Below are 16929 nucleotides of genomic sequence, written 5' to 3' on the forward strand. Positions count from 1 at the left end.
CCCGTCACACACTTCCCACGGTTTCCGGAACCCGGTCGGCCAGCGAGTTGTCGCTGAACGCGCCGCGGTAGCGTGCCGCCGGATGGGTGTCCGGCAGCCGATCCCCGCGCCCGAGCAGCTTGTGCCGCAAGGTGCCGGACTTGTCGGTGCCGATCAGGCCCCGCTCGCGCAGCGTCGGGAACAGCCGGTCGGCCACTTCCCGGAACGATGCCGGCAGCGTCGCGTGATAGACGTTGATGCCGTCGACGCCGGCCTCGCGCCATTCCTCCAGGCGGTCCGCGATCTCCTTCGGGGTGCCGACGACGCGGTTCGCACCCTCCAGCGCCCAGGCCATGTCGCGGATCGTCGGCTCGTCGTTGCCGGAGATCTCGGCGGCCCAGCGCGAGAAGCTCTGGATGCCGGTGAACTCTCCGAGCGCACTGATCGGGGTGTCCAGCGGCAGGTTGCCCGCGTCGATCCCGGCGTCGCCGAGGGCGTGCAGGGCAACGCCCTCGACGTCGAGATAGCGCTTGAGTTCGTCGTTGCGTCGGACCGCCTCGGCGTGGGTGTCGCCGATCACGAAGGACAATCCCTGCGCGAAGGTGATGTCCTGCGGGTCGCGGCCGTTCGCCGCGGCCAGCGCCCGGGTCTCGCCGGTCAGCTTGTGCGCATCGGCAGGGGTTGGGCTGCTGATGTAGACGCCCTCGGCGTTGCGCGCCGAGAACAGCTGGCCGGCAGGGGAGGACCCTGCCTGGAACAGCACCGGGGTGCGCTGTGGTGACGGCGAGGTGAAATGGGGTCCCTCGACGGTGTAGCGCCGGCCGACATGGTTGATCTTGTGGATCTTCGACGGATCGGAGTGCACGCTGCGCTCCTTGTCCTGCACCAGCGCGTCGTCGTCCCAGGATCCCTCCCACAGCTTGTAGGTGACGTCGACGTACTCGTTGGCCCACTCGTAACGCTGATCGTGGGCCAGTGTGCCCTCGTGGCCGAAACTGCGAAACATGTTCGCGTTGAAGCTGGTCACGATGTTCCAGCCGAGACGGCCGTCGGTGTAGTGGTCCAGCGAGGACATCCGCCGGGCGAAGTTGAACGGATGGTCCTGCACGATCGAGCTGGTGAACACGATGCCGAGATTCTCGGTGGCGGCGGCAATTGCCGACGCCAGCACCGACGGGTCGTTCACCGGGACCTGGATCCCGCCCTCGACAGCCTTGCGCCAGTTGCCGTTCCACGGTGCCCGCAACCCGAACACGTCGGCGAAGAACAGCACGTCGTAGCCGGCCTTGTCGACCTCGGCGGCCAGCGAGGTCCAGTGCCGCAGCGAATTGAACCTGTGGTTCTGCGCGTCCGGCGCTCGCCACAACCCGTGCAGCACATGGGATGCGGTGTTCATCACGAACGCTGAGTAGTAGAGCGGACGCTTTGTCACGAGTCGGCTCCTGACTCCGAGTCGGACGCGCCGATCGGGCCCAGCGTGTCCCGGATCAGTGCGTTGTCGGTGGTCTCCAGGAACTCGGCGATCCTGGGATCGGAGAAGGTGTCGATCAGCTTCTGCACGTTCGGGTCGTCAAGGTGCTTGTCGCTGACCACCAGACCGCCCTCGCTGCCCACCGGTGCCGGATGACGGTCGAGGATCTGTTCCTCGGTGAGGCCGGAGGCGTACACGTCGGAGATGTGCACGGTGACGGCGTCGACATCGGCGAGGCTGCGCGCGAGCTGACCGATCGGCACCTGGACGAACTGATAGTTCTTGGGATTCGACTCGACGTCGGAGAGCTGCGGCAGACCCTTGAGGTCGTCCTTGCCCGGCTTGAGGGTGATCTGGCCGGCCTCGGCGAGATCGAGCAGCGCGATCGCCTGCCCGGCCGGGTCGTCGCGCAGGGCGATCTTGGCGCCGTCGGGCAATTCGTCCCAGCTGTCGTACTTGTCCGAGTAGGTGGCCTGATCCCAGGTGAATGTCGGTGCCGCAAGGGTCAGTTCGAAGCCGTTGGCCGCGATGGCGTCGTTGAGGAACGGCTGGTGTTCGAAGAAGTTTCCTGCGACGTCGCCCGCGTCGACGGCACGGTTGATCTCGATGAGATTGTCGATCTGCACCGGCTCGATGGTGATGCCGTGCTCCGGCGCGACATTCTCGGCGATATAGGCCAGCAGATTCTCCGCGGCGATATCGGTGCTCCAGGTGGCGACCTCCAGCGTGGTGCCGAACTGCCTGTCCTGGTTGGCGAGTTGGGCGTAGGTCACGCCGCCGGCGATGACGACGACGGCCGCCGCCGCGCCGGCGATCCACGGCCGGCGTCTGCGTTTCTTGATCTCGATGTCGACGGCGGGGTTGCTCTGCTCTGCCACGGGTCTTCCTTCTGGTTGTTGGGGGAGGGGAGGGTTCAGCGGGTGAGCGCCCGGACCACGCGGTCACCGGTGAACTGGACGAGCTGGATGGTGATGATCAACGCGATCACCGTCGCGATCATGATGTTGTCGTCGAATCGGTTGTAGCCGTAAGTGATCGCCAGATGGCCGACACCGCCGGCGCCGATGGAGCCGGCGATGGCCGAGTATTCGATCATCGCGATGGTGTTGACGGTGAGCGCGCCGGCCAGCGCGGGCAACGCCTCGGAAAGCTGCACCGACCGGATGACCTGCACGTGCGACCCGCCGGACACCAGGCCCATGTCGGTCACATCGGATCGCACCTCGCGCAACGCATTCTGGACCAGCCGGGCGAAGAACGGGATGCCTGCCACCGTCATCGGCACGATCGCGGCCGCGATACCGATCGTGGTGCCGACCAGGAAACGGGTCACCGGGATGATGGCCGCCATCAGGATCAGGAACGGCAGCGACCGGCCGACGTTCACGACCGTGTTGAGCACCGTGAACACCCGCGGGTTCGGGAACAGCCCGAGGGTCGAGGTGTTGTGCAGGATGATCCCTGCCGGGGTGCCGATGAGCACGACGAGCACCATGGTGACCCCGACCATCACCCACGTTTCACCATAGGCGGGCAACAGCAGGTCGGGAACCTTCAGCCAGGGTGTGCTGAAGTCGTCGAGGGCCAGGTAATTCACGCCGCCGCCTCCGCGGATCCGGCAGCGACCTTCTCGACCGGGCGGACGTGCAGCCCGCGTTCGGTGAGGTATTCCACGAAACCGGAAGGGGCGGAGGGTGTGATAGCCAGGACCGCCCGGCCCACCGCCACCCCGCGGATGGACTCGACGCTGGCGCTCAGCACGCTGACCGCGGCGCCGGACAGGCCCGGCGCGGACTGAATCGAGGTCAGCCAGTCCAGCGGGACGGTGCGGGAGGCGTGCGACACCTCCCAAATCTCCCCGGCACCGTCCAGCGGCACACTCGGCCGGTCCGGCAGCAGTTCGCGCGCCAGCTCGGAGGCCGGGTCGAGAATGACGTCCTGCACCGAACCGCTCTCGATGATGCGGCCGTCCTCGATTCGGGCCACCGAGTCGGCGATCTCCCGGACCACCTCCATTTCGTGGGTGATCAGGATGATGGACAGGCCGAACTCGTCGCGAAGATGACTGAGCAGCGCCAGGATCGACTTGGTGGTGGCCGGGTCCAGCCCGGACGTCGCCTCGTCGGACAGCAGGTTCGACGGGCCGAGCGCCAGCGCCCGGGCGATCCCGACCCGCTGCTTCTGACCGCCGGAGAGCTGGGCGGGGTAGAAGTCTCTGCGGTCGGCCAGGCCCACCCGGTCGAGCAGTTCGCTCATCCGCGTGCCGGCCGAGCCCTCGGTGGCGTGCAGGTATTGCAGTGGCAGCGCGATGTTCTGGGCCACGGTCCGGCGCCGCAGCAGCGGTGCGGTCTGAAAGATCACGCCGACGTTGCGGCGGGCCGCGAGCAGTTCGTCACCGTCGAGTCGGGTGAAGTCCTTGCCGTCGACCCGGACCGTGCCGCTGGTCGGACGCTCCAGAAAGCTCACGCAGCGCGACAGCGTGCTCTTGCCTGCGCCGCTGGGGCCGACGACGGCCAGGATCTCACCGCTGCCGACGGACAGGGAGATGTCGTCGAGGACGGTGCGGTCACCGAACCGCTTGGTCAGGTTCTCGATCTCGATCACGGGGAAGCTCTCTACAGTGGAAGGGCCTGCGGTGACGCGCAACAACGAGCGCGACGGCGAGCCGTTGGTGGGGAAGCCGACTGGGGCGGCTGGTGAGGTGTTCAGACGACGGACCCAACCTAGGCGGGGTCGGGGAGCTCGGCGAGATTACCGATCTGCCTGATCCGAATGCCGGTCAGAACACCGCCGACCGTCGCAGTCGGCTCAGTGAGTTACCGCCCCTTCCCAGCTGAAAGGCGCTATCCAGCAATGCTATTCGCTGGCAACGCCCGTCCCGTCGCTGCGCACCGGTGCCGTGCCCCCGGCTGCCGACGAGGCAGCCGGTGCGCCAAGATGGCCAACCGAAGGACGAAACCGATTGGAATCGAGCGGATTACATGAGTACTCAACCGAAGTCCGACGTGATGACCGACGGGCTGAAGTTCCACTGGTATCTGCCCACCCACGGTGACACGGCGACGATCGCCGACAACCGCGGCAGCGCCGCAGCGCGGACGGCATCGCACCTGGAGCCGTCGCTGGAGAATCTGACCGCGCTGGTGCGCACGGCGGAGGACTACGGGTTCGAGGCTGCACTGACCCCCACCGGCTCGCATTGCGAGGACTCGTGGCTGGCCACCGCGGCGCTGGCTCAGCACAGCCGTCGGCTCAAGTTCCTGGTGGCCTTCCGTCCCGGGGTGCTGTCCCCGACGCTGGCCGCCCAGCAGGTCAGCACCTATCAGCGGTTCACCGGTAACCGGTTGGCGATCAACATCGTCACCGGAGGCGACGACGACGAGATGCGCCGCTACGGCGACGGCATCGACAAGTCCGCCAGGTACCGGCGGACCGCCGAGTTCCTCGCCGTCGTGCGCGGGGTGTGGGGCAACCCCGAGTTCTCCTACCGCGGTGAGTTCTACGACATCGACAAGGCCCGGTTGGCCTACCCGGTCGAGACGGTGCCGACCGTCTACTTCGGCGGCTCCTCTCCGGAGGCCATCGAGGTCGCCGCCGACCACGCCGACGTCTATCTGACCTGGGGTGAACCGCCCGCGCAGGTGGCCGAGAAGATCGAGCGGGTCAGGGCCGCTGCGGCCCGGCGCGGGCGGACGCTGCGATTCGGACTGCGTCTGCACACCGTGGCCCGGCCCACCGAGGAGCAGGCGTGGCGGCGCGCCGACGAGCTGATCGCCGGCCTGTCCGGCGACGAGGTGCGACGGGCGCACGAACGGTATCTGGCCAGCGGCTCGGAGGGGCAGCGGCGGATGGCGGCGCTGACCACCGGCGAATTGGTCGGTGCCCGCAGCCTCGAGGTGCACCCGGGTCTGTGGGCCGGCCCGAGCCTGCTGCGCGACGGTGCCGGGACGGCGGCGATCGGCAGCTACCGGCAGGTGGCCGACGTGTTCGCCGAGTACACCCGCATCGGGATCAGCGAGTTCGTGCTGTCGGGGTATCCGCAGGCCGAGGAGATCCGCCACGTCGGCGGGGGTGTCCTGCCGCTGGTGCGCCAGCCGGCGCCTGCCTGATCAGGACACCCCGCCGGAGGCGGGATCAGGACACCCCGCCGGAGGCGGGAATCAGGTCCACGAGTATTCGGCGCGCAGGCGTGCAGCGACGACGTCGAACACCACGCGCTCCAGGATCGCGCCCTCGCGTCGGATGCTCTCCTCGGGGACGTCCAGCACGCGGTCCAGCCGGACCCAGCTCGGCCTTCCGTCGTAGTCCCAGGACCCGGCGCCGATCCCGACCCAGTTGGGATCGTCGCCGTGATGATCCCGGCTGGACAGCATCAGCCCGAACAGGATGTTGCGGTCCCGGCCGACGACCAGCACCGGACGGTCCTTGCCTTGGGTCGGGTCGTCCTCGAAGGCCACCCAGGTCCACACGATCTCGCCCGGATCCGCGCGTCCGTCCAGGTTCGGGGCGTACGACACCTTGCGAGCGCGGTGCGCGGTCGGGACGAAGTTGCTGGAGACGGGCCGGCCGGCGGGCAGGGCGGGTGCCCCGGTCTGCGCCTGTCCGGCCAGGACATCGAGGCCGATCCGGATGCCTTGCTGGATACCGCGCGCCACGGTGTCGGACTTCTGAAGTTGGCGGACCAGTTTCGGGGCCTCGTTGAATACGAGGTTCTCGGTGCCTTTCACCAGGAAGCGCTGAAACGCCTTCAGATACGAGGACGATGACGCCATACCCGCCAAGCATAGGCGGTGCCCCGGTGCCCCGAAGCCGCCTCGATCACGGCTCGATTGTGTCGCGGGGGTGTGCGCTCGATACTCTGGACAGGCCTGTTCAGGCCGCCACGACCCGCTCACCAGGAGATTCCCATCAGCAGCTTCGCCGACAAGACGTTCACTGCGCCGGCGCAGATTCGGAACTTCTGCATCATCGCCCACATCGACCACGGAAAGTCCACCCTGGCCGACCGGATGCTGCAGCTCACCGGTGTGGTCGACGAGCGCTCGATGCGGGCGCAGTACCTGGACCGGATGGACATCGAGCGTGAGCGCGGGATCACGATCAAGGCGCAGAACGTGCGGCTGCCGTGGGTGGTCAACGGTGAGGAGTTCGTGCTGCATTTGATTGACACGCCTGGCCATGTTGATTTCACCTATGAGGTGTCCCGCGCGCTGGAGGCGTGCGAGGGCGCGGTGCTGCTGGTCGACGCCGCCCAGGGCATCGAAGCGCAGACGCTGGCGAACCTGTATCTGGCGCTCGACCGCGACCTGACGATCATCCCGGTGCTGAACAAGATCGATCTGCCCGCCGCAGACCCGGACCGGTACGCCGCCGAGATCGCCCACATCATCGGCTGCGAGCCCGAGGACGTGTTGCGGGTGTCGGGCAAGACGGGTGAGGGTGTGGCCGAGCTGCTCGACCACGTGGTGCGGGAGATCCCGGCGCCGCAGGGCGACCCGGACGCGCCTGCCCGCGCGATGATCTTCGACTCGGTCTACGACATCTACCGCGGCGTGGTGACCTACGTGCGGGTGGTGGACGGGAAGATCACCCCGCGCGAGCGCATCGCGATGATGTCGACCGGCGCCACCCACGAACTGCTCGAGGTGGGCATCGTCTCACCCGAGCCCAAGCCCTCCGACGGCCTCGGCGTCGGCGAGGTCGGTTACCTCATCACCGGTGTGAAGGACGTGCGCCAGTCCAAGGTCGGCGACACGGTGACGACGGCACGTAACGGCGCCAAGGAAGCGTTGACCGGCTACCGGGAGCCCAGGCCGATGGTCTACTCGGGCCTGTATCCGGTCGACGGCTCGGACTACCCGGTGTTGCGCGAGGCGCTGGACAAGCTGCAACTCAACGACGCGGCGCTGACGTACGAACCCGAGACGTCGGTGGCGCTCGGGTTCGGGTTCCGCTGCGGGTTCCTCGGGCTGCTGCACATGGAGATCACCCGGGAACGCCTGGAACGCGAGTTCAACCTGGACCTGATCTCGACCGCGCCGAACGTGGTCTACCGCGTCGTCAAGGACGACGGGACCGAGATCATCGTCACCAACCCCTCGGACTGGCCGGAGGGCAAGGTGCGGTCGGTGTTCGAGCCGGTGGTCAAGACGACGGTCATCGCGCCCAGCGAGTTCATCGGCACGATCATGGAGCTGTGCCAGTCGCGGCGCGGTGAACTCGGCGGCATGGACTACCTGTCGCCCGAGCGCGTCGAGCTGCGCTACACCATGCCGCTGGGCGAGATCATCTTCGACTTCTTCGACTCGCTGAAATCGCGCACCCGCGGCTACGCCAGCCTGGACTACGAGGAGGCAGGCGAGCAGGAGGCCGACCTGGTCAAGGTCGACATCCTGCTGCAGGGCGAGGCCGTCGACGCGTTCTCGGCGATCGTGCACAAGGACGGGGCCTCGGCCTACGGCAACAAGATGACCACCAAGCTCAAGGAGCTCATCCCGCGCCAGCAGTTCGAGGTGCCCGTGCAGGCCGCCGTCGGCTCGAGAATCATTGCCCGCGAGAACATTCGGGCGATCCGCAAGGATGTGCTGTCCAAGTGCTACGGCGGTGACATCACCCGTAAGCGCAAGCTGCTGGAAAAGCAGAAGGAAGGCAAGAAGCGGATGAAGACCATCGGCCGGGTCGACGTCCCGCAGGAGGCCTTCGTCGCCGCGCTGTCCACCGAATCCACCGCGGACAAGCCGAAGAAATGACGCGCAGGTGGCGCCGCGGCGTGGCTCTTGCCGGGCTCGCGGTGTCACTGTGGGCGACCGCATGCACCAGCACCGTGGACGGCACCGCGGTGCGGCCCGACGCCGCCCCGTCGGCGGTGGCGGGCGTGCTGACCGAGCGTGACCTCGATGCCGTGCTGCTCGACAGCGCCGAGATCGCCGCGCTGCTGAACAGTCCCGACATCGAGGTCACCGACGAAATCGACGAGATGACCGACACTTCCGCCGATGTCTCCCACCCCGAATGTCTCGGCGCGCTCTACACCGCCGAAGACCCGGTGTACGAGTCCACCGGGTACACCGCCGTGCTCACCCGACTGGCCAGTGAGCCGGGTGACGACAACGAACACTGGGTCGAAGAGAGCGCGGTGCTGGTGCCGACCGCCGAGGACGCCGAGCAGTTCGTGGAGCGGTCGGCCCGCGAGTGGGACGACTGCGCGGGCCGGCAGGTCTCGATCAGCGACGGCGAGGAGTGGTTCGACTGAGAGCTGGACGCGGTGGTGCGGGACGGCGGGATGGTGAGCCAGCAGTCGACAATCCTGGACTCGATCGACTGGCAGTGTCAGCACACCGTCGTCTCCGTCTCGAACCTGATCATCGAGGCGTCGGTGTGCGCCGAGCGCATCCACGACGAGGCGACGACGGTGGTGGCCGAGATGATCGCCAAAGCTTCCGCGCGCACGCGGTGACGACGGCCTGGGGATCCCGCCCGCACACCGCCCGGCGGCGTCTCGGAAAACCCGAAGCGGTCGCGCGTCGCGGCCCGGCATGCTATCGAAGGAGTATGTCGGGGAATCTGGCGGCGGCGGCAGCAGCCGCGGCGTGCGCGTGCGTCGCACTGTCGGGCTGCACCGGCGTTCCCGCCGACGAGCGCCCCGTGGTGCGGATCGTCGAGGCCGCCCAACCCTCACCGGCGATCCCGCTCGGTCCGTTCCTGCCCACCGGGCAGGAGTTGGCCACCCTGCTGGCCACCGGGCCGAACGGGCTGCTCGGCCGGCCGGTCGAAGGTGACGCCGACGTGTTGTTGCGCAGTGTCGCCGACGCCCAGGTGGCGCCGGCGGAGTGCGTGAGCGCCGCCTACCGGATGCAGGAGATCGTGTACGACACCAGTCCGGTCCAGTCGGTGGCCAGCAACACGTGGGCCGGCGGCGGTTTCGACGGTCCGCCGGTGTCGGGGTTCTTCGGCGTCGTGCAGATGACCGACCCCGGCGCCGCCCAGGAGTTCTTCGCCTCGCTCACCGACCAGTGGCGCCGCTGTAACGGCCAGACCGTCTCCCTGCAGTCACCGGATCACGGCGCAGGCGAGATGAGCCGGATCACCGGGGTCGCGTTCGACCAGCGGGTGGTGTCGGCGCACGTGCTGCACGCCTCGGGTGGGACGGAGTCCCCGACGGGCATGCGCGCCGTCGGTCTGGCGGGCGACTGCATCGTGGAGGTGGAGCTCATCGACCCCCGCGCGGCGGCGGATGGGCGGTCCGCGGTGGCTGTCGCCGACGCGATCCTGGACAAGATCGCCGCGGTGCGCTGACGGCTCCGCCGCCGGGTGGCAGTCCATGGCAGACAATGGCTTGGTGAACAACGTCGGCGCAGTCCGTTGCGCCTACGCCGCCGGAGCCGGGCTCGCCGCATCGGTGCTGCTCTGCGCGTGTGTGAGCACAGTGGAGGGGGCCGCGGTGCGCCACCCGGGCGCGGCCACACTCGACGTCCCGCCGCTCGACGAAGCCGCACTGGAACGGGTGCTGCTGAGCGTCGACGAACTCAACTCCATCATGGGTTCGATACGGATGAAGGTCTCCAGCGAGCTCGACGAGATGACCGACCACACCGCCGAGGTGTCGAACCCGGACTGCCTCGGTACGGTGTACGCCGCCGAGGAACCGGCATACGCGGGCACCGGTTGGACGGCCGTGCGGGACCAGGTGGCGCGTGAACCCGACGGCGACAACGACCACTGGGTGGAACAGACCGCGGTGATCTACCCGGCGGCCAGGAACGCACAGGACTTTTTCGACCGTTCGTCGGTCACCTGGCAGGACTGCGCCAACGCCACGATCACGACCGGCGACGGCGACTACCTGTGGGAGCTCGACGCCGCCCAGGTCGACGACACAGTGCTCACCCAGCGGGTTACGCAGGACGGCGCCGACGGTTGGGCCTGCCAGCACGCGCTGTCAGTGGTGTCGAATCTGACGGTCGAGGCGTGGGCGTGCGGATACAGCATCAGCGACGAGGCGGCCGAGATCGCCGTCGCGATGATCGAGAACGCGGCGACGAAGTAGGGGCGTTCAGGACGCGAGGGCCCCGTTATACGGGGGCGTTCGCCGGCTGGAACACCCCGGAGCTGTCGGCCTCTTCCTCGGCGCGGATCACGTGCACCACGGCGTTGATCAGCGCCAGGTGGGTGAACGCCTGCGGGAAGTTGCCCAGGTGCCGCCCGGTGCGCGGTTCGATCTCCTCGGCGTAGAGGTGCAGCGGGCTGGCGAACGACAGCAGCCGCTCACACAGATGCCGGGCCCGATGGATCTCGCCGATCTCGACCAGCGCCGACACCAGCCAGAACGAGCAGATCGTGAACGTGCCCTCTTCGCCGGACAGCCCGTCGTCGGTCTCCTCGACCCGGTAGCGCAGCACCAGGCCCTCTTCGGTCAGCTCGTCGGCGATGGCCAGCACCGTCGCCCGGATCCGCGGATCGTCGGGTGGCAGGAACCGGGTCAGCACCGCCAACAGCAGTGACGCGTCCAGCGCGTCGTGCCCGTAGCGCTGGGTCAGCACACCGCGCTCGTCGACGCCGTGTTCGAGGATGTCGGCCTTGATCTCCTCGGCGATCGCGCGCCACTGCTGGGCGTAGGACTTCTCGCCCTCGAACTCGGCGAGCTTGGCGCCCCGGTCGAGCGCCACCCAGCACATGATCTTGCTGGAGGTGAAGTGCTGCGGTTCTCCGCGCACCTCCCAGATGCCGCGGTCGGGCTCGCGCCAGTGCTTGACCGCCTCCTCGACCTGTTCCTTGAGCACCGGCCACAGTGTCTCGGGGATCTGCTCGCGCGACTTGGTGTGCAGGTAGACCGAATCGAGCATGGTGCCCCAGATGTCGTGCTGCATCTGGTTGTAGGCGCCGTTGCCGATGCGGACCGGTCGGGCGTTGTCGTAGCCCGACAGGTGGTTGAGCTCCTCCTCGACCAGGCTGCGTTCCCCGCCGACGCCGTACATCACCTGCAGCGGGTGCCGGTCTCCGTTGTTGGCGCCCGACACGTCGGCGATGAACGCGAAGAAGTCGTCGGCCTCGCGGTCCAGGCCCAGCGTGTACAAGCCCCAGAGTGCGAACGTGGAGTCGCGCACCCAGGCGTAGCGGTAGTCCCAGTTGCGTTCGCCTTGAGGACTCTCCGGCAGCGACGTGGTCGGCGCGGCGAGCAGCGCGCCGGTCGGGGAGTAGGTCAGACCCTTCAGCGTCAGCGCACTGCGTTGCAGGTAGGCCCGCCACGGGTGGTCGGGGAAGTCACCGACGTTGATCCACTGGCGCCAGCATTCGCTGGTCGTCCACATCTTGTCGGCGGCCTCCTGGTAGTTCTGAGGCGCCGGGTGCTTGGACCAGCTCAGCGCGACGAAGACGTTGTCCCCTTCCTTCAAACGGGTCCGGGCCCGGGCCTCCCGACCCTCCAGACCGATCCGCAGATTGGTGGTCAGCCGCAGCGTCGGATGGGAGTCCGGGTTCTTGGTGGCCCGCGCGATGGCCTCGCCGTAGGCCTGCGCCGAATACTCCCAGTGCGCGCTGGTGCGGTGGTAGTCGAACGACGGCTCGCAGCTCATCACCAGTTCCACCGTGCCGCTGACGCACCGGACGGTGCGCAGCAGGATGTGCTCGGCATCCCAGTCCATCGGCGTGCGGCGGTGGGTCCGGGAGCGGGTGTCGAGATCGTGCCACGGTCCCATCACGAGGGCGTCGCGCACGATCACCCAGCCGGTGGGGGTCTGCCAGGTGGTCTCCAGGATCAGGCTGCCGGGCAGATAGCGCCGCGCCGCGGGCACCGACACCCCGTACGGACCGAGCCGGAAGTGGCCGGCGCCGCGGTCCAGGATCGCGCCGAACACGCTGGGCGAGTCGGGCCGCGGCACGCACAGCCACTCCACCGAGCCGGCCGACGAGATCAGGCACTGCGTTTCGCAGTCGGACAGGAACGCGTAGTCGGCGATCGGCGGGAACGGGTTGCGCAGCGGCCCGGAGCTGGGATACGCCGCCGGGCTGGACAGCGCGAACGCCCCTCCGTCACCGTTGGGGGACACGCCGTCGGAGGTCTCGGTCTGCGGCAGAACCATTTGCTCATCATCGACTGCGGGATACCTCGGCGTCTACTGGGACACCCCGTGCCCTGCATTGTCCTGCTGCGCATACCCTGGCCGGGTGGACAGCTTCCTCAACTGGTGGGACGGGGTGGAGCTGTGGCTGTCCGGGCTGCCGTTCCTGGCGCAGACGGTGGTGGTGATGCCGGTGGTGCTGGCGCTGGCCTATGTGACCGCGGTGATTCTGGACCATCTTCTGGGGAACGGCATCAGGATCCTGCACCGGATCAGACACGTCGACGACGACAGAGAGGGTGGCGATCTATGAGCGGGATGCCGCGTTCGCGGGTCACCCTCGTGCTGGTGGCGCTGATCGTGCTCGTCGTCGTGATGTGGTTCGTCACGCGCTGAAATACCGGCGACGACCCGCACGGTCGCCTCTGTTACGCTTCGCGCCATGCAATCGGCGTCCGGCAACAAGAGCGGCCACATCGTGGCCCTCATCGCCGTGGGTCTGTGCGCCGTTGCCGATGTCTGTTGTTGTCGCTGACTCCCTGCCCGTTCGTGGTTCGGTGTCGGTGACGGCTGCGGCATACCTGCCTCAGTGCTGAGCCTGCCTTTCCGGAACGGTCACCACCACCGATATCCGACACCCGGAAAGGCCATCGATGCGCAAGATCCTGAAATCCACGAGACGCTGGCGGACAGCGGCCGCACTCACGCTGTCGGCGGCGGTGCTGGCCGCCTGCGGCGGCGGCGCCAGTGATGTGGTGGGCGAGGAAGGCGGCAACAGCGACGCAGAGACCACGCTGACGCTGGTGGCGTTCGCGGTTCCCGAGCCGGGCTGGTCGAAGGTGTCACCTGCGTTCGCCGCCACCGAGGAGGGCAAGGGCGTCGCGGTCACGGGTTCCTACGGTGCCTCGGGAGACCAGTCCCGCGCCGTCGAGTCCGGCAAGCCCGCCGACATCGTGAACTTCTCGGTCGAACCCGACATCACCCGCCTGGTCAAGGCCGGCAAGGTCGACGAGAACTGGAACGCCGGCCCCAACAAGGGCATCGCGTTCGGCTCGGTGGTCAGCTTCGCGGTGCGCCCCGGCAACCCCAAGAACATCCGCACCTGGGACGACCTGCTGCAGCCGGGCATCGAGGTCATCACGCCGAGTCCGCTCAGCTCCGGCGCGGCCAAGTGGAACCTGCTCGCGCCGTACGCCTACGCCAGCAACGGCGGCAAGGATCCGCAGGCCGGCATCGACTTCGTCAACAAGTTGGTCACCGAGCACGTCAAGCTGCGTCCCGGCTCGGGCCGTGAGGCCACCGACGTGTTCCGCCAGGGCAGCGGTGACGTGCTGCTGGCCTACGAGAACGAGGCGCTGAACTTCGACCTGGAACACGTCAACCCGGCGCAGACCTTCAAGATCGAGAACCCGACCGCGGTGGTGAACACCAGCCAGCACCCGGACCAGGCCCAGGCGTTCGTGAACTTCCAGTTCACCCCGGAAGCCCAGAAGCTGTGGGCGGAAGCCAACTTCCGGCCGGTCGACCCGGCGGTGCTCGCCGAGTTCGCCGACAAGTTCCCCACGCCGGAGAAGCTGTGGACCATCGAGGACCTGGGTGGCTGGTCTAAGGTCGACTCCGAGCTGTTCGACAAGGAGAACGGCACGATCACGAAGATCTACAAGCAGGCCACTGGATGACCCCTTCTCCCAGGGTGGTCGACCCGAACCCTGAGGCGATCCGGCCCGAGCTCACCGACGACGGTGGCTCGGGCCGGTCCTCGCGGCTGCTCACCCCCAGGCACGGATCGACGTCGTTGCGCGTCGGGGCCGCCACGATGTGGCTGTCGCTGATCGTGCTGCTGCCGCTCGCCGCGATCCTCTGGCAGTCCGCGGGGGGCGGGTTCGGCGCATTCTGGTCGGCTGTCAGCTCTCCGGCCGCGGTGGCCTCGCTGCGCGTGACGGTCACCATCTCGATCGGCGTCACCATCGTCAACGGGTTCTTCGGGTTGCTGGTCGCCTGGGTGCTGACCCGCGACGAGTTCCCCGGCAAGCGTCTGGTCGACGCGGTCATCGATCTGCCGTTCGCGCTGCCCACCATCGTCGCCAGCCTGGTGATGCTCGCGCTCTACGGCCCCGCCAGCCCGGTGGGAATCCACCTGCAACACACGAAGTGGGGCGTGGGCATCGCGCTGCTGTTCGTGACGCTGCCGTTCGTGGTGCGCTCCGTGCAGCCGGTGCTGCTCGAGCTCGACCGTGAGGTCGAGGAGGCGGCGGCATCGTTGGGCGCCAACAACTTCACGATCCTGACCAAGGTGATCCTGCCCGCATTGCTGCCGGCCTTGCTCTCGGGCGCGGGGCTGGCGTTCTCCCGCGCCATCGGCGAGTTCGGTTCCGTGGTGCTGATCGGCGGCGCGGTCCCCGGTGAGACCGAGGTGTCCTCGCAGTGGATCCGCACCCTGATCGAGAACGACGACAAGGTCGGTGCGGCCGCGATCTCCATTGTGCTGCTCGCGATCTCGTTCGTGATCCTGTTCATCCTGCGGGCCATCGGCGCCAGGGCAGCCAAACGGGAGGCGCTGGCGGCATGACGCTCTCGCCGGTGATGCGTCACCTTCTGCGGTGGATCGCGCTGACCTACGTCGCGGTCCTGGTGATCGTGCCGGTCGGGCTGATCCTGTGGCGCACCTTCTCACCCGGTGTCGGCGACTTCTTCGCCTCCGTTGGCACCCCGGCGGCGATCTCGGCTCTGCAGCTGTCGCTGCTCGTCGTCGCGATCGTGGTGCCGCTCAACGTGCTCTTCGGGGTTCCCACGGCGCTGGTGTTGGCGCGCAACAAGTTCCGCGGCAAGAGTGCGCTGCAGGCCGTCATCGACCTGCCGTTCGCGGTGTCGCCGGTGGTCGTCGGTGTCGCGCTGATCCTGCTGTGGGGTTCGGCGGGCCTGTTCGGCTTCCTCGAGAACGACTTCGGGTGGAGGATCATCTTCGGCTTCCCCGGCATCGTGCTGGCCAGCATCTTCGTCACCGTGCCGTTCGTGATCCGCGAGGTCGAACCGGTGCTGCACGAGATCGGCACCGATCAGGAGGAGGCGTCGGCCACCCTCGGCGCGCAGTGGTGGCAGACGTTCTGGCGGATCACGCTCCCGTCGATCCGCTGGGGTCTGACCTACGGCATCGTGCTGACGATCGCCCGCACCCTCGGCGAGTTCGGTGCGGTGCTGATGGTCGCGGCGAATCTGCCCGGTTCGTCGCAGACGCTGACGCTGTTGGTCCATGACCGGTACACCCGGGGCGCCGAGTACGGCGCCTACGCGATCTCGACGCTGTTGATGACCGTCGCCGTCCTGGTCCTCATCGCCCAGGTGATCCTCGACGCCCGCCGGACGCGCACCGCCAAATAGGCCCCTAGGAGCTGACATCTGATGACCCACGCGATCACCGTCGAAGGCGCCAACAAGCGCTACGGCGACTTCGCCGCGCTGGACAACGTCGACTTCGTCGTGCCCGCGGGTTCGCTGACGGCGCTGCTGGGGCCCAGCGGGTCGGGGAAATCGACGCTGCTTCGGGCCATCGCCGGCCTCGACGAGCCCGACACCGGCACGATCACCATCAACGGCCGCGACGTCACCCGGATACCGCCGCAGAAGCGCGGCATCGGCTTCGTGTTCCAGCACTACGCCGCGTTCAAGCACCTGACCGTCCGCGACAACGTGGCCTTCGGCCTGAAGATCCGCAAGAAGCCCAAGGCCGAGATCAAGGCCAAGGTCGACGATCTGCTGGAGGTGGTCGGGCTGGCGGGCTTCCAGAGCCGCTACCCCAACCAGCTCTCCGGTGGTCAGCGTCAGCGCATGGCGCTGGCGCGGGCGTTGGCCGTCGACCCGCAGGTGCTGCTGCTCGACGAGCCGTTCGGCGCTCTCGACGCCAAGGTCCGAGAGGATCTGCGCGCGTGGCTGCGCAGACTGCACGACGAGGTGCACGTTACGACCGTGCTGGTGACCCACGATCAGCAGGAGGCACTCGACGTCGCCGACCGGATCGCGGTGCTCAACAAGGGCCGTATCGAGCAGGTCGGTTCACCGACCGAGGTGTACGACGCTCCTGCCAACGCGTTCGTGATGTCGTTCCTCGGCGCGGTGTCATCCCTCAACGGTGTGCTGGTGCGTCCGCACGACATCCGGGTGGGCCGCAGCCCGGAGATGGCGATCGGCGCCAGCGACGACTCAGTCCAGGCCACCGGTGTCACCCGGGCGACGATCGATCGGATCGTGGTGCTGGGCTTCGAGGTTCGCGTCGAACTGACCAGTGCGGCAACGCATACGCCGTTCACCGCGCAGATCACCCGCGGCGACGCCGAGGCGCTCGGCCTCAAGGAGGGCGACACGGTGTACGTGCGCGCCACCCGGGTGCCGTCGCTGCCGGACGGCGTTCCGCTGCCGGTGGCCTGA

Annotated in this window: 16 protein-coding genes and 1 pseudogene; 11 read left to right on the forward strand and 6 right to left on the reverse strand. The window is 68.0% G+C overall.

Annotated features, from left to right (window positions below):
• Positions 1–4: 4 nt before the first annotated feature.
• The 4 genes from BN976_RS16380 to BN976_RS16395 are packed head-to-tail and all read right to left on the reverse strand — an operon-like array spanning position 5 to position 4054.
• Positions 5–1411, reverse strand: coding sequence for an LLM class flavin-dependent oxidoreductase (locus BN976_RS16380; protein WP_011781054.1), 1407 nt, complete (start codon positions 1409–1411; stop codon positions 5–7).
• Positions 1408–2328, reverse strand: a complete 921-nt coding sequence (locus BN976_RS16385) for a MetQ/NlpA family ABC transporter substrate-binding protein (RefSeq protein ID WP_011781053.1) — start codon at positions 2326–2328, stop codon at positions 1408–1410. Before BN976_RS16385 ends, BN976_RS16380 begins: the two co-directional genes overlap by 4 nt.
• A gap of 35 nt (positions 2329–2363) precedes the next feature.
• On the reverse strand, positions 2364–3047 hold the full coding sequence (locus BN976_RS16390; protein ID WP_011781052.1) for a methionine ABC transporter permease: 684 nt from the start codon (positions 3045–3047) through the stop codon (positions 2364–2366).
• On the reverse strand, positions 3044–4054 hold the full coding sequence (locus tag BN976_RS16395; protein WP_036371996.1) for a methionine ABC transporter ATP-binding protein: 1011 nt from the start codon (positions 4052–4054) through the stop codon (positions 3044–3046). The genes BN976_RS16390 and BN976_RS16395 overlap by 4 nt, the downstream gene beginning before the upstream one ends.
• A gap of 404 nt (positions 4055–4458) precedes the next feature.
• Here BN976_RS16395 and BN976_RS16400 point away from each other — a divergent pair, with 404 nt between their 5' ends.
• Positions 4459–5559 carry an LLM class flavin-dependent oxidoreductase gene (locus tag BN976_RS16400; RefSeq protein WP_036371999.1) on the forward strand — a complete coding sequence of 367 codons (1101 nt, stop codon included), beginning with the start codon at positions 4459–4461 and terminating at the stop codon, positions 5557–5559.
• 51 nt (positions 5560–5610) lie between these two features.
• On the opposite strand, the gene BN976_RS16405 is transcribed toward BN976_RS16400, so the two are convergent.
• A complete protein-coding gene (locus BN976_RS16405; protein WP_036372002.1) occupies positions 5611–6222 on the reverse strand; it encodes a type II toxin-antitoxin system PemK/MazF family toxin in 612 nt (203 codons plus the stop codon).
• A gap of 57 nt (positions 6223–6279) precedes the next feature.
• Here BN976_RS16405 and lepA point away from each other — a divergent pair, with 57 nt between their 5' ends.
• The 4 genes and pseudogenes from lepA (at position 6280) to BN976_RS16425 (ending at position 10496) form a co-directional block, all read left to right on the forward strand.
• Positions 6280–8199, forward strand: a complete 1920-nt coding sequence (lepA, locus tag BN976_RS16410; protein WP_372924257.1) for a translation elongation factor 4 — start codon at positions 6280–6282, stop codon at positions 8197–8199.
• Positions 8196–8906, forward strand: a pseudogene (locus BN976_RS16415) (sensor domain-containing protein). The gene lepA and the pseudogene BN976_RS16415 overlap by 4 nt, the downstream one beginning before the upstream one ends.
• Positions 8907–9001: 95 nt before the next feature.
• Positions 9002–9745, forward strand: coding sequence for a sensor domain-containing protein (locus BN976_RS16420; RefSeq protein ID WP_051558442.1), 744 nt, complete (start codon positions 9002–9004; stop codon positions 9743–9745).
• A 25-nt stretch (positions 9746–9770) separates the two neighbouring features.
• Complete coding sequence (locus tag BN976_RS16425; RefSeq protein ID WP_036372009.1) at positions 9771–10496, forward strand: sensor domain-containing protein; 726 nt, start codon at positions 9771–9773, stop codon at positions 10494–10496.
• A gap of 25 nt (positions 10497–10521) precedes the next feature.
• Here BN976_RS16425 and BN976_RS16430 read toward each other — a convergent pair whose 3' ends face one another.
• Positions 10522–12528: a glycoside hydrolase family 15 protein gene (locus BN976_RS16430; protein ID WP_036372011.1), complete on the reverse strand. Its 2007-nt coding sequence runs from the start codon at positions 12526–12528 to the stop codon at positions 10522–10524.
• Between the two features lie 85 nt (positions 12529–12613).
• On the opposite strand from BN976_RS16430, the gene BN976_RS16435 reads away from it, so the two are divergent.
• The 6 genes from BN976_RS16435 to BN976_RS16455 all read left to right on the forward strand — a co-directional run bounded on the left by BN976_RS16435 (position 12614) and on the right by BN976_RS16455 (position 16929).
• Entirely contained in the window at positions 12614–12820 is a 207-nt protein-coding gene (locus BN976_RS16435) for a hypothetical protein (RefSeq protein ID WP_011781044.1), read from the forward strand.
• A gap of 129 nt (positions 12821–12949) precedes the next feature.
• Entirely contained in the window at positions 12950–13042 is a 93-nt protein-coding gene (locus BN976_RS34785) for an Ms4533A family Cys-rich leader peptide (protein WP_356948658.1), read from the forward strand.
• Positions 13043–13160: 118 nt separating this feature from the next.
• Positions 13161–14186 carry a sulfate ABC transporter substrate-binding protein gene (locus BN976_RS16440; protein ID WP_011781043.1) on the forward strand — a complete coding sequence of 342 codons (1026 nt, stop codon included), beginning with the start codon at positions 13161–13163 and terminating at the stop codon, positions 14184–14186.
• Positions 14183–15076, forward strand: a complete 894-nt coding sequence (cysT, locus tag BN976_RS16445) for a sulfate ABC transporter permease subunit CysT (protein WP_199558959.1) — start codon at positions 14183–14185, stop codon at positions 15074–15076. The genes BN976_RS16440 and cysT overlap by 4 nt, the downstream gene beginning before the upstream one ends.
• Positions 15073–15885, forward strand: a complete 813-nt coding sequence (cysW, locus tag BN976_RS16450; RefSeq protein ID WP_011781041.1) for a sulfate ABC transporter permease subunit CysW — start codon at positions 15073–15075, stop codon at positions 15883–15885. The genes cysT and cysW overlap by 4 nt, the downstream gene beginning before the upstream one ends.
• A gap of 21 nt (positions 15886–15906) precedes the next feature.
• Positions 15907–16929, forward strand: coding sequence for a sulfate/molybdate ABC transporter ATP-binding protein (locus BN976_RS16455; RefSeq protein WP_011781040.1), 1023 nt, complete (start codon positions 15907–15909; stop codon positions 16927–16929).

Origin of the sequence: Mycolicibacterium austroafricanum, from assembly GCF_000612725.1 — a bacterium.
GTDB lineage: Bacteria > Actinomycetota > Actinomycetes > Mycobacteriales > Mycobacteriaceae > Mycobacterium > Mycobacterium austroafricanum.